The organism is Cellulosimicrobium sp. BMG9.23 (assembly GCF_059159985.1).
Map to the genome: position 1 here is coordinate 1 of NZ_JBZGBZ010000016.1, position 12620 is coordinate 12620.

Consider the following 12620-nt stretch of genomic DNA (forward strand, 5'->3'; position numbering starts at 1 on the left):
AACCCCCCCCCCCCCCCCCCCCCGCGACCGGAGCTTCTATCTCGCGGAGAAGGGCTCTCGCGCGGACTGCGGCTCTCCCCGGCGTCGTGCCCGACGGCGGTGGCGGACCTCCCCGAGGACCGTCGCCAGGCGCTCGGGGAAGTCGGGCGGCGTGCCCGTCGGCAGGTCGTCGACGGCGAACCACGCGACGTCCTCGCTCTCGTCGCTCACGGTCGTGCGGGCGTCAGGGTCGGCGAACGCGACGAACCCCACGTCCCAGTGCGTGCGGCACGACCCGAACGCCGCCGCGAGGTCGTGGCGGTGCACGTCGACGGGCGGTGCGGGCTCCGGCAGCGGCCCGGCGCCGTCCGGCTCGAACGGTCGCAGCTCGGCCAGCCCGCTCTCCTCGCGCGCCTCGCGGTACGCGGCGCCCGCGAACGTCGTGTCGCCCGGCTCGACGTGCCCGCCCACCTGCACCCAGAACTGTCCCTTGCGGTGGAAGCACAGCAGCACGCGGGTCAGGTCCGGGCTGAGCACGAAGCAGCTCGCCGTGAGGTGCTGCGGCCCGCCGTCACGGCGCACCGCTTCGGCACGCGCTGCGTCGGGCCGGGCGGGCCAGGCGCCGTCGGGAGCGGCGTCGGGCCGGGCGTCGTCGCCCCGGACGAACTCGACGTACTCGGCCGCGAGCGCCGCCTGTGCGGGGTCGGTAGGACGGAACCCCTCGAGCCGTCGCAGGGCGTCGAGCGCGAGGACGGCGGCAGGATCGGGCGAGGTCATCCGCGCAGGCTACGTCGTGACCGCCGAGAAGTGACCTTTCGCCCCGGATCCGGGCAGAAGAGGGGCGGAAGGTCACTTCTCGGTGAGGGTTCGGGGGAGGATGGGTCCTCGTGAGCGATCCCGCACTGTTCGACCTGCCGCCCGGTTCGCGGGAGGTGCCGACGCGCGTCGTGCTCCTCACGGGCGCGTCGGGCTCGGGCAAGACGTCGCTGACGCGGCGGCTCGGGCTCCCGGTCGTCGCGCTCGACGACTTCTACCTCGACCACGACCACCCCGGCCTCCCGCAGCGGTTCGGCATCGTCGACTGGGACGACCCCCGCAGCTGGGACGCCGACGGCGCGGTCGCGGCGCTCGTACAGCTCGCGCGCACCGGCCACACGGACGTCCCGGTCTACGACATCCCGACGTCGCGCCGTACCGGGACGGCGCACGTCGACGTCACCGGGTCCCGCGTCGTGCTCGCGGAGGGGATCTTCGCCGCGGAGATCGCCGCGCGGTGCCGCGACGAGGACGTGCTCGCGGACGCGATCTGCATCCGCCGCCCGCGCCTCGTGACGTTCTGGTTCCGGCTGCTGCGCGACCTCGCGGAGATGCGCAAGCCGCCGCTGACGCTCGTGCGGCGCGGCTGGGCGCTGCTGCGCGCGGAGCCCGGTCTCGTGCGGCACTGGGTGTCCCTCGGCTGCCGGGCCCTCACCCCGGCGCAGGCCGAGAAGGAGATCCGGTCGCTGCTGCGCCCTCCGCGAGATAGCGACACCCGGCCGAGATAGCGACGCCCGACCCTTCCGGAGGGGAGCAGAGGTCGGTACGTCGCTATCTCGCGGTGCCGACGACGCCCGTCGCGCCCATGTCGTCGTCACGCACCACGCGGACGTCGAGCCCGGCGCGCTCGAGGATCCCGACGGCGGTCGGCAGCTGCCGTTCGCTCGCCTCGCTGAGGAGGTGGCCGCCCGGCGCGAGCCACGAGACGGCGTCGGCGGCGACGCGCCGCAGGACGTCGAGGCCGTCGGGACCACCGTCGAGCGCGACCCGGTGCTCGTGGTCGCGCGCCTCGGGCGGCAGGTGCGCGATCTCGGCCGTGGGCACGTAGGGCACGTTCGCGAGCAGGACGTCGACGCGACCGCGCAGCCCCGCCGGGAGGGCGTCGAACAGGTCGCCCGTGGAGGCCGTCCCGCCGACGGCCGAGACGTTGCGCGCCGCGCACGCGACGGCGTCCGGGTCGACGTCGGCCGCGTAGAGCTCCACAGGGTCTCCCGCGGCGGCCGCCTCCGTCGCGAGCGCAAGGCCGAGCGCGCCCGTCCCGCAGCACAGGTCGACGGCGAGCGGCCTCGCCGGCTCCTGCCCGCCCAGGGCGCCCGACGACCCGTGACCTGCTCGGTGCCCTCGGGCCCCGCCCGGGGTGCCCGACGGCGCGCGGTCGGCCCGGCGTCGTCGGGCCAGGAGCGCGAGCGCCTCCTCCACGAGGAGGCCCGTACGGCGGCGCGGCACGAAGACGCCCGGCGTGACGTGCACGCGCAGCCCGCGGAACTCGGCCCAGCCGAGCACCTGCTCGAGCGGCTCGCCCGCGACGCGGCGCGCGACGAGCGCGTCGAGCGCGCCGTCCGACGACGCCGCCTCGAGGAGCAGCGTCGCCTCGTCCTCCGCGAAGACGCAGCCCGCGGCGCGCAGGCGCACCACGACGTCGGGACGGTCGACCGCCTGTGCACCCATGGGCGGGGACACTACCCGCGCCGGGCGGACGAGACGCGCGCCTCCCAAGGCTCGTCCGATCTCTGCTCCGGATGTCCGACCCTCGTGGTTGACCTGGCGGCACGTGTCGCCTAGGTTCTCGGTGCAGTCATCGGACGTTTAGACGATCGCCGGGGACGACGTCGCCCCGACACCTCGGGCGTGACACGGACACGAAGGGGGCGGGCGGGCGCGGACATGGCACGGATCACGAGCGTCGACGTCGAGGACGTCCGCTTCCCGACGTCGCTCACCGCGGACGGCTCCGACGCGATGAACACCGACGCGGACTACTCCGCCGCGTACGTCGTGCTGCGGACGGACGCGACCGACACCTTCGGCCAGCCGCTCGCCGGCCACGGGCTCACGTTCACGATCGGGCGCGGCACCGACCTCGTCGCGGGGGCCGCGCGCCAGCAGGCCGCGACGCTCGTCGGGCGCGACGTCGACGAGCTCGCCGCCGACATGGGCGCCACGTACCGCGCGCTCACGTCGGACACGCAGCTGCGCTGGCTGGGGCCGGAGAAGGGCGTCGTCCATCTCTCGCTCGCGGCCGTGCTCAACGCGACGTGGGACCTCGTCGCGCGCCGGGCCGGAAAGCCGCTGTGGCGGCTCCTCGCGGACCTGACGCCCGCCGAGCTCGTGGCCGTCGCGGACCTGCGCTACCTGTCCGACGCGCTCACCGCCGACGAGGCCGTCGCGCTGCTCGAGGCCAAGGCGAACACGAAGGCCGAGCGCATCGCCCACCTCGAGCGAACCGGCTACCCCGTCTACACGACGTCAGCCGGCTGGCTCGGTTACGACGACGCGACGCTCCGGCGGCTGTGCCAGGAGGCCGTCGACGCCGGGTACGGGCACCTCAAGCTCAAGGTCGGCGCGGACCCCGACGACGACGTCCGGCGCCTCACGATCGCGCGCGAGGTCATCGGTCCGGACCGTCGTCTGATGATCGACGCGAACCAGGTGTGGGACGTGCCCGAGGCGATCGACCGGGTGCGGGCGCTCGCGCGCTTCGACCCGCTGTGGATCGAGGAGCCGACCTCGCCCGACGACGTGCGCGGCCACGCCGCGATCCGTCGCGCCGTCGCACCGGTCGGCGTCGCGACCGGGGAGCACTGCCACAACCGCGTGATGTTCAAGCAGCTCTTCCAGGCCGGCGCGATCGACTACTGCCAGCTCGACACCGGCCGCCTCGCGAGCATCAACGAGATCGTCGCCGTCCTGCTGCTCGCGGCGAAGTTCGGCGTCCCCGTGTGCCCGCACGCGGGCGGCGTCGGGCTGTGCGAGATGGTCCAGCACGTCTCCGTGCTGGACTACGTCGCCGTGTCGGGCGACCTCACGGACCGGGTCACGGAGTACGTCGACCACCTGCACGAGCACTTCACCGACCCGTGCGTCGTGACGGACACCGGCGCCGGCAGCGGCTACGTGCTGCCGTCCCGGCCGGGCTACTCGACGCAGATGCACCCCGCATCCGTCGCCCGCTTCCGCTTCCCCGGGGGGTCGTACTGGACGACCGAGCACGAGGGAGCGATCGCGGCCCGTCGCGACGCCCAGCGGCCGTCGGAGGCACCGGCCCCGGCCGCCGCTCGATAGGCAGGACAGCCGTACGAACCACGTGCGCGATACTCGTCGCATGTCCCGCACGGATGAGGTCGTCGACGGCATCAAGCGCATGATCCTCGACGGGACGCTCGGTCCCGGCGACCGCCTCCCCGTCGAGAAGGACCTCGCCGAGTCGCTCGGCGTCTCGCGCGGCTCGCTCCGCGAGGGAGTCCGGGCGCTGTCGATCCTCGGCGTCGTGAACACGCGCCAGGGCGACGGCACCTACGTCACGAGCCTCGACCCGCGCCGGCTGCTCGCGCCGATGGGATTCGTCGTCGACCTGCAGGGCGAGAGCAGCACCCTCTCGTTCCACGCCGTGCGCCGGGTCCTGGAGACCGAGGCCGCCGCCCTCGCCGCGGCCCGGATCACGCCCGCGGCGCTCGCGGAGGCGCGGCGCGTCCTCGACGAGGTCGCGGACGTCCTCGCCGCGACGCCGGTCGACCACGAGCGGTTCATCGAGGCGGACATCGCGTTCCACCGCGTCGTCGCCGAGCAGTCCGGCAACCCGGTGCTGGCCGCGCTCGTCGAGTCGCTCGCGAGCCGGACCGTCCGCGAGCGCCTGTGGCGCGGCCTGCACGAGGTCGGCGCCGAGCAGCGCACGCACGACGAGCACGAGGCGATCTGGCGGGCTCTCGCGGACCGCGACCCCGAGCGGGCGCGAGTCCGCATGGCGAACCACCTGCTCGGCGTCGAGGAGTCCCTGCCCGCAGGCGGCGGCGTGCCCGACGGCGACGCCTGAGTCTTCCGGCCAGGAGCCACCGGGGTACTACCTCGCGCGACCCCGGTACTACCTCGCGGTACCGGGGTGCTGGCTCGCGGCGAAGACGTGGCGCTGGCGCCCGATCCCCTCGATGGCGATCTCGACGACGTCGCCGTCGCGCAGGTACGGGAACCGGCCCGAGAAGCCCACGCCCTCCGGGGTCCCGGTGCAGACGAGGTCCCCGGGCTCGAGCGTCATGTACTGCGACAGGTGCCACACGAGGTACGGGACGTCGAAGATCATGTCGGCGGTCGACGAGTCCTGACGCGGCTCGCCGTTGACCCACGAGCGCAGGCGCAGGTCGCCGGCGTCGAGCTCGTCGGCGGGGCGGAGCGCGGGGCCGGTCGGCGCGAAGCCGGGCCCGCACTTGCCCTTCGACCACTGCCCGAGCGACTCGTCCATCTGCCACGCCCGCTCGCTGACGTCGTCGACGACGGTGTACCCGGCCACGTGGGCGAGGGCCTCGGCGGGCGAGGCGAGGTAGCTCGCGGTGCGGCCGATCACGACGCCGAGCTCGACCTCCCAGTCGGTCTTCTCCGAGCCCGGGGGGATCGGCACGGTGTCGTCCGGCCCGACGACGGTGTTCGGGTGCTTGAGGAAAACGATCGGCGTCGACGGCGGCGCGGCACCCGACTCGGCGGCGTGCGCGGCGTAGTTCTGCCCGATGCAGATCACCGCGGCGGGTCGGGCGATCGGCGCGCCGCGGCGCAGGTCGTCGGCGCCGTCCAGCACGGGCAGGTCGCCGGCCGCGAGCGCCGCACGCGTCCGGGCGACGCCGTCGGACGCGAGGAACGCGCCGTCGACGTCGGCGGTCAGGGGCCGCAGGTCGTAGGTCGTGCCCTCGTGCGCGACGGCGGGGGTCTCCTGGCCGGTGGGGCCCAGGCGGAGCAGGTGCATCGTGTCCTCGACAGGTCGGTGGGATGGTTCGGTGGTGACGGATCGGCTCAGGAGAACGCGGCCGGGTCGGCCGCGGGGTCGAGCAGCCCGGCGGCGACGAGGTCCGTCCACAGCCCGGCGGGCACGGGCGCCGCGGCGCGCGCGACGGTCTCGCGGACCTGCTCGGCCGTGCGGAGCCCGACGACGGTGCTCGCCACGGCCGGGTGGGTGCGCACGTAGGCGAGAGCCGCCTCGGGCAGGGTCACGCCGTGGTCGGCGCACACGGCCGCGATCCGCCGCGTCCGGACGAGCAGCGGCGCGGGCGCCCGGGCGTAGTCATAGGTCGCGTCGTCGGGCGGGACGTCGCGCGCGAGGAGCCCGGAGTTGTACACGCCCGCCACGACGACCGCGACGTCCCGCTCCGCCGCGGCGGGCAGCAGGTCGTCCAGCGCCGGCTGCTCGAGGAGCGTGAACCGGCCCGCGCACATCACGACGTCGACGTCGGTCTGGCGCACGAACCGCGCGAGCATCGCGGACTGGTTCATGCCCGCCCCGACGGCGCCGACGACGCCCTGCTCGCGCAGCTCGACGAGCGCGGGCAGCGCCTCGCGGAACGCCTGGTCCTCGCGGTCGTCGGGGTCGTGGAGGTAGACGACGTCGATCCGGTCGAGCCCTGTGCGCTCGAGGCTGCCCTCGAGCGAGCGCAGGACGCCGTCGCGCGAGAAGTCCCAGACCCGGCGCGCGTCGGCGGGCACGTCGAAGAGGTCCGGGTCCTTCTCGTGCGCGGTGCCGGGCGACGGGACGAGGAGCCGGCCGACCTTGGTCGACACGACGACCTCGTCGCGCGGGCGGTCCCGCAGGGCCTCGCCGACCCGGCGTTCCGACAGCCCGAGACCGTAGTGGGGCGCGGTGTCGACGTACCGGACACCGGCCTCCCACGCGGCGTCGACGGCGGCCCGCGTCTGCGCGTCCGTAGTCGGCCGGTAGAGATTGCCGGCCTGCGCGGCCCCGTACCCGAGCGACGTGAGCCGCACGGGAGTCTCGCGGATCCTCCGGGTCGGGAGCTCGGGGCCCCTCGTCCCGGGCCTTCCGTCCGGTTCCCCGGCGCTCATGCGGTCGCGGGCGGGCGGACCCGGAGGTGGTGCATCCCGCCGTCGACGGCGAGCGCCTCGCCCGTGGTCGCGACGGCGAGCGGGCTCGCGAGGTAGCACACGGCGTGCGCCACGGCCTCGGGGCTGACGAGGCGGCCGGTGGGCTGGCGCGCCTCGAGCGCGGCGCGCTCGGCCGCGGGGTCGTCGGCGGCGTCGAGCAGGCGGCCGACCCACGGCGTGTCGACCGTGCCGGGATTCACGCAGTTCACGCGGATCCCCTCGCGTACGTGGTCGGCGGCCATCGCGAGCGTGAGGGCCTGCACCGCGCCCTTCGACGCCGAGTACAGCGCCCGCGCGGGCAACCCGGTCCACGCCGCGATCGACGACATGTTGACGACGGCGGGGTGCGGCGACCGGCGCAGGTGCGGCAGCGCGGCGCGGGTCACGCGCACGATGCCGAGCACGTTGACGTCGAGGACGTGCAGCCACTCGGCGTCGTCGCCGTCCGCGACCGTGCCCTGCGCGCCGATCCCGGCGTTGTTCACGACGACGTCGATCCCGCCCATCGCGTGCGCCGCCCCCTCGACCGCGGAGCGCACGGCGGGGTCGTCGGTGACGTCGGCGACCTGGGCGTGCGCGCCGTCGGGCACGCCGTCGGCGGTCCGGTCGACCGACGTGACGACGGCGCCGCGCGCGAGCATCGCGACGACGGTCGCGGCCCCGATCCCGGACGCGCCGCCCGTGACGACGGCGCGGACTCCGTCCAGCTCGCGGAGGGGGGTGGGGCTGCTCGTCACGGGTGGATCTCCTCGGTCGCAGGGACGGGTACGACATCGGGTGCGGCGTCGGGCGTGTGCGCGCCGTGGGGCGGCGCGAGTGCGGCGTCGGCAGCGTGCGCGACGGACGACGACGCGGCGCGCGGCAGCCCGTAGACGCGGCACGCGGTCGCGCCGAGGACCGCGGCCCGTTCGGCGTCGGACAGGCCGGCGATCAGGTGCCGCGCTGTCGCGAGCCAGCGACCGTAGTCGCTCGCGAGCAGGCACACGGGCCAGTCGGAGCCGAACATCAGGCGGTCGGGGCCGAAGACCTCGATCGCGTGGTCGACGGCGGGGCGCAGGTCGTCGGTCGTCCACGCGTCCCAGCGTGCCTCGGTGACGAGCCCCGACAGCTTCGCGGAGACGTTCTCCAGCGCGGCGAGGCCCGACAGGTCGGCGCGCCAGGTGGAGAGAGAGGGCCTCGCGCTCTCCGGGCCCGTGGCGAGCGACGGCTTGCCGAGGTGGTCGAGCACGAAGGGCACGTCGGGGAGCGCCCTCGCGAGGCGGGCGACGGCGGGAAGCTGGTGGTCGCGCACGACGAGGTCGTACGCGAGGCCCGCGGCCCCGACCGCGGCGATGCCCGCGCGCACGTCGGGCCGGTCGAGGTAGGCGGGGTCGGGCTCGTCCTGCACCATCGCCCGGACCCCGACGAGCCGGTCGCCCCCCGGGCCCTCGCGCAGCGCGGCGAGGCGGTCGGGGAGGTCGGCGGCGGTGAGGTCCGCCCAGACGACGGCGCCCGCGACACGCGCCGCCTGCCCCTCGGGTGAGCCCGCGACGGCGAGGAGCTCGCGCGACTCCGCCCACAGGCTCGCGGACTGCACGACGACGGTCGCCGCCACCCCGTGCCGCGCCGCGGGCAGGTCGGCCGGCGTGAAGTCGTCGTCGATCGCCGCCATCCTCACCGGGTCGACCCAGTCCTGCGGCGTGCGCGCACGGACCCACAGGTGGTGGTGGGCGTCCACGACGTCGTGCACGATGAGACTCCTCCAGAGCGGCGATTCATCCAACCTATCGCATCGCTCGACCGCGAAACGGGCGTCCGGGAGCACGGAAGGCGAGATCGCACCGCCTCACCCAGAGGAGGACCGCCACGCCGTGCTATCCAGGTCGGGGTGGGGGCGCGACCGGGAGGACCGCCCGGACCCGGCCACCGCGGGACGTCGGGCCCGCGACCACCGACCCGCCGAGCTGCTCCGCCCGCTCGCGCATGGACGCCAGCCCGACCCCGGGTCGCCAGGCGCTCGAGGCCTGGCCACCGTCGTCGGCCACCACGACGACGAGGTCCGGCCCGTCCATGCCCACCGCCACCTCGGCGCGACGCGACCCGGCGTGCCGAGCCACGTTCGTCAGCGCCTCCGTGGCGATCCGGTACACCGCGACCTCGGTCGCGGCGGACAGGACCGGGAGCCTGTCAGCCACCAGCCGGACGTCCAACCGGTCACCTGCTGACGTGTGCAGGTGCACGGCGTGCTGCCGGAGCGCCGCCACGAGTCCCAGCTCGTCGAGCGCGGACGGCCGCAGCCCGTCCACGATGCGCCGGACCTCCGCGATCGCCTGGCCGGTGTCGGCCCGGAGATCGGCGAGGAGCCCGGCGACGGCCTCGGGGTCGGACCGGACAAGGTTGCGGGCCGCGTCTGCGGCGTACGCGACGCCGGTCAGGGTCGGGCCGAGGCCGTCGTGCAGCTCGCGGCGGAGCCGGCGCCGGTCCTCCTCGACGGCGGAGACCACCTGCTCACGCGACCGCACGAGGTCTTCGGCGAGCCCTCGCGCGTGCAGCGCCTGCGCCAGGGCCGGCGCCACGACGCTCAGGACCGCGCGATCCGTGCTGCGCGGTGCGCTCTCGTCCGAGCGCAGGCCCACCACGAGACGCCCGAGGAGACGGTCCGATGCTCGGAGGTCCACGGCGTGCACCCGTGCCCCGGGGCGACCGGAGGACCAGCGCACCGAGCCGTCGGGCGACTCCAGCGCCGCGAAGGGCACGTCCAGGGTCGCGCGCAGAGCACCGAGGGCGACGGCGGGGTCGTCCGCGGCGGACAGCTCCGACCCGACGTACGCGGCAGCCGTCACCGTGTCGACCGGCTCCCCGCGGACCAGGCGGTCGAACGCGCCCCGCAGGCCCGCGTGCACCGGGTGGAACCCCACCGCGACGACCACGGCTGCCAGCCCGAGGACCCCAGGCGCGACGACGTCGGACCGCAGCCCGGCGAGCGCCACGATCCCGGCGAACGCCGCGAGCGCGACGACGACGGCCATGGCGAACGCCGCCCCGCGCACCACGAGCGCGCGGACGTCGACGGACGGAGGGCCGAGGACCCCCACCGCGCACCCGACCGGAAGGCACGCCTCCGCGAGGAGCCGCACCACCAGCACGACGGGCGAGGCGCCGAGGAACCCGGTGGGGATCGCGACGGCGACGGCGATCCCGCCGCCGGCGGCGAGCCACAGCAGCGCCTCGCGCTCGGGCCGTCCGGACCGTTCGAACCGCCACCAGACGGCGCCGACCACGATGCACACCACGGCGAGCACGAGCGGCTGCGTGGCCGGCCCGACACCGACGGCAGCGGCGGTGACACCTGTCGCCGCGAGCAACGGCACGGCCACGGTACGGAGCGCTCGCGGTCCGCGCGCCGGGTACTCCACCACGGCGATCGGCAGGACGCCTAGCGCGGCGAGGAGCCCGACCCGCTCGCCGATCTCCGACGGGAACCAGCCGGCGCCCCCGGCAGCGGCGGCGGCGAGGCCCAGACCGCCCACGAGGCCGAGCACGGCGAAGGTCGTCGCCCGGCGGCGGCTGAGGCAGGCCCAGCCCGCGCCGGCCCAGGCCAGCGCTCCGACCGTCGCCTCGAGGCGGAGAGGGAGCGACCAGGCGGGATCGTGCGGTCGCACGACGACGAGCACGGCGACGAGCGCGGACAGCCCCGCGACACCACCGAGGCCGATCAGCTCCCAGCGCCTCATCCCGGTGCCTGCTGTCCGCGCGCCGCGGTCGGCGCAGCCGAGGTTCCCCGGCCGAGGCCCTGTTCCCGGGCGCGCACGATCGCCTCGGCACGTCCCGCGACGGCGAGCTTCGCGAAGATCGAGGAGATGTGGTTGCCGACGGTCTTGGACGCGAGCCCCAGCACGGTGGCGATCCGTGCGTTCGACGCACCCCGGGCGATGAGGTCGAGCACCTCCCGTTCGCGAGGCGTGAGCTCCGGGAACGGGACGTCCACCGCGGGCGGGGCGGTGAGGTATCCCAGGATTCGCTGGGCGACGCCGGGACCGAAGATCGCCTCCCCCGCCACGACGGACCGCAGTGCGCGGGCGATGTCCTCCTGCTCGGCGCCCTTGAGGAGGTAGCCGCCGGCACCTGCCTGGAGAGCCGAGAAGACGGTGTCGTCGTCCTCGTGGAGGGTGAGGACCAGGACGGCGACCTCGGGCGCCGCCGCACGGATGCGCCGCGTCGCCTCCAGCCCGTCGATCCCGGGCATCGACACGTCCATGATCACCACGTCGGGCCGCAGGAGCCGGGCCTCGCGCACGGCCCCGGCGCCGTCGCCGGCCTCGCCCACCACGTCGAAGCCGTCCAGCGAGCCCAGCAGGGCGACGAGCCCGCGTCGGACCACCGGATGGTCGTCCGCGACGAGGACCCGGATCGGACCGGCAGAAGACGCATCGGTCGCCATGGGTCCATGATGGCGCTGGAGGGTCCCGGAGGGGCAGGGGCTCGCCCCCGGACGGCCCGGGCAGCTGCCCGACGCCAAGGGGACAGGGCCACGCGGCCTGGGGACGGGCCGCAGGCACGCTCGACCTGAGGGCGCCGCCGGCGCCACCGATCCCCGGAGGTTCCCGTGTCCGCAGCACCTCGTCCACCGTTCCCCGCCCGCAACGTCGTGGGCCTCGTCCTCGTCGGCGTCCTGGGTCTGCTCGACTGCCTGTCGCTGGTCGGGACGACTCCCGCCGCGGGTGAGGTCGGCCCGCCCACCGAGATCCTCGTCCTCGACACCGTCCTCGGGGTCGTGACCGTGGTCGCCGTCGTCACGGCGTTCGTCACGCGCAACCGCGGCGCGGTGCGGGTCGCGGCGGGCGCGCGGGTCCTGTCCGTCCTGACGGTCGTCCCCGCGTTCTTCGCCGGCGTCCCGGCGGAGGTCGTCGCCCTCGCGTCGGCGGCCGTGCTCGCCAACGCCCTCGGCATCTTCCTCGCCCTCGCCCCGGCACGCCGCGTCGCTGCTGCCCCGGTCGTGGAGTGAGCCGTGGACACCCGCACAGCGCACCGCTGGTTGGCCGCGATCCTCATGCCGATCGGACCGGCCGCCATCGCCGTCGTCAGGTACGTCATGCCCTACGACACCACCGACACGCCCGACGACGTCGTCCTGGGCATCCTCGCGGCGCCGGCGACCGAGCGTCTCATGTCGTGGCTGTCGGTCGTGGCGCTCCTGACGCTCGTGCCGGGGGCGCTCGCCGCGCTGCGGCTCGTCCGGCCCGGCGCCCCCGGCCTCGCCGCCGCGACGGGCCTGCTCCTCGTGCCGGGATACCTCGCGCTCTTCGGACCCGGGATGGGCGACCCCGTCGTCGTGGCGGGCGCCGAAGCCGGCGTCGACCCTGCGGCGCTCGCCCGGCTCCTCGAGATCGGCTACAGCGACCCCGTGGCCTCCCTCACCGGGATGATCTTCGTCGTCGGACACCTGGTGGGCAGCGTCCTGCTCGGGCTGGCGCTCTGGCGGTCGCGAGTCGTGCATCCCGCGTGGGCCCTCGTCATGGGCGTGTCCCAGCCGCTGCACCTCGTCGCCGCGGTGACGGGGAACAACCCGCTGGACCTGCTGGCCTGGGGCATGACGGCCCTGGCGATGGCTGCTGCCGCCGTGGCGGTCGTCCGGACCGCCGACGACGACTGGGACGTCCCGCCTCGGACGGCCCGACGGCGTCCGCGGGCCTCGGTGGCCGTCGCGCCCAGGGCCGCGGTCTAGGCGCACGACGACGGGCCCCGACCCTCCGACAGGAGGATCGGGG

13 protein-coding genes are annotated in these 12620 nt (G+C 75.5%); 5 read left to right on the top strand and 8 right to left on the bottom strand.

Annotated elements, in window-relative coordinates:
* Positions 1 to 36: 36 nt before the first annotated feature.
* Positions 37 to 756: an NUDIX hydrolase gene (locus AC4H2G_RS21160; RefSeq protein WP_494367715.1), complete on the bottom strand. Its 720-nt coding sequence runs from the start codon at positions 754 to 756 to the stop codon at positions 37 to 39.
* 110 nt (positions 757 to 866) lie between these two features.
* On the opposite strand from AC4H2G_RS21160, the gene AC4H2G_RS21165 reads away from it, so the two are divergent.
* Entirely contained in the window at positions 867 to 1523 is a 657-nt protein-coding gene (locus AC4H2G_RS21165; RefSeq protein WP_494367716.1) for a uridine kinase family protein, read from the top strand.
* 43 nt (positions 1524 to 1566) lie between these two features.
* On the opposite strand, the gene AC4H2G_RS21170 is transcribed toward AC4H2G_RS21165, so the two are convergent.
* Positions 1567 to 2463 (bottom strand): methyltransferase, encoded by an 897-nt coding sequence (locus AC4H2G_RS21170; RefSeq protein WP_494367717.1) that lies wholly within the window; start codon positions 2461 to 2463, stop codon positions 1567 to 1569.
* A gap of 216 nt (positions 2464 to 2679) precedes the next feature.
* Between AC4H2G_RS21170 and AC4H2G_RS21175 the strand changes: the two genes are divergently transcribed.
* Together AC4H2G_RS21175 and AC4H2G_RS21180 are read left to right on the top strand one after the other, a co-directional pair.
* Complete coding sequence (locus tag AC4H2G_RS21175) at positions 2680 to 4077, top strand: enolase C-terminal domain-like protein (protein WP_494367718.1); 1398 nt, start codon at positions 2680 to 2682, stop codon at positions 4075 to 4077.
* A gap of 40 nt (positions 4078 to 4117) precedes the next feature.
* Complete coding sequence (locus tag AC4H2G_RS21180) at positions 4118 to 4825, top strand: FadR/GntR family transcriptional regulator (RefSeq protein ID WP_494367719.1); 708 nt, start codon at positions 4118 to 4120, stop codon at positions 4823 to 4825.
* A 48-nt stretch (positions 4826 to 4873) separates the two neighbouring features.
* Here AC4H2G_RS21180 and AC4H2G_RS21185 read toward each other — a convergent pair whose 3' ends face one another.
* From AC4H2G_RS21185 to AC4H2G_RS21210, 6 genes are all read right to left on the bottom strand, one after another.
* Complete coding sequence (locus tag AC4H2G_RS21185) at positions 4874 to 5743, bottom strand: fumarylacetoacetate hydrolase family protein (protein ID WP_494367720.1); 870 nt, start codon at positions 5741 to 5743, stop codon at positions 4874 to 4876.
* A gap of 47 nt (positions 5744 to 5790) precedes the next feature.
* On the bottom strand, positions 5791 to 6834 hold the full coding sequence (locus tag AC4H2G_RS21190) for an aldo/keto reductase (RefSeq protein WP_494367721.1): 1044 nt from the start codon (positions 6832 to 6834) through the stop codon (positions 5791 to 5793).
* The gene (locus tag AC4H2G_RS21195; protein ID WP_494367722.1) at positions 6831 to 7610 is read right to left on the bottom strand and encodes an SDR family NAD(P)-dependent oxidoreductase; all 780 of its coding nucleotides are present in this window, start codon (positions 7608 to 7610) and stop codon (positions 6831 to 6833) included. The genes AC4H2G_RS21190 and AC4H2G_RS21195 overlap by 4 nt, the downstream gene beginning before the upstream one ends.
* Positions 7607 to 8602: an amidohydrolase family protein gene (locus tag AC4H2G_RS21200; RefSeq protein WP_494367723.1), complete on the bottom strand. Its 996-nt coding sequence runs from the start codon at positions 8600 to 8602 to the stop codon at positions 7607 to 7609. The genes AC4H2G_RS21195 and AC4H2G_RS21200 overlap by 4 nt, the downstream gene beginning before the upstream one ends.
* 124 nt (positions 8603 to 8726) lie before the next feature.
* Positions 8727 to 10586: a sensor histidine kinase gene (locus tag AC4H2G_RS21205; protein WP_494367724.1), complete on the bottom strand. Its 1860-nt coding sequence runs from the start codon at positions 10584 to 10586 to the stop codon at positions 8727 to 8729.
* Positions 10583 to 11293, bottom strand: coding sequence for a response regulator (locus AC4H2G_RS21210; protein WP_494367725.1), 711 nt, complete (start codon positions 11291 to 11293; stop codon positions 10583 to 10585). Before AC4H2G_RS21210 ends, AC4H2G_RS21205 begins: the two co-directional genes overlap by 4 nt.
* 165 nt (positions 11294 to 11458) lie before the next feature.
* Here AC4H2G_RS21210 and AC4H2G_RS21215 point away from each other — a divergent pair, with 165 nt between their 5' ends.
* Both AC4H2G_RS21215 and AC4H2G_RS21220 read left to right on the top strand, forming a co-directional pair.
* Positions 11459 to 11857: a hypothetical protein gene (locus tag AC4H2G_RS21215; protein ID WP_494367726.1), complete on the top strand. Its 399-nt coding sequence runs from the start codon at positions 11459 to 11461 to the stop codon at positions 11855 to 11857.
* Between the two features lie 3 nt (positions 11858 to 11860).
* A complete protein-coding gene (locus AC4H2G_RS21220; RefSeq protein ID WP_494367727.1) occupies positions 11861 to 12577 on the top strand; it encodes a hypothetical protein in 717 nt (238 codons plus the stop codon).
* The last annotated feature ends 43 nt before the right edge of the window (positions 12578 to 12620 follow it).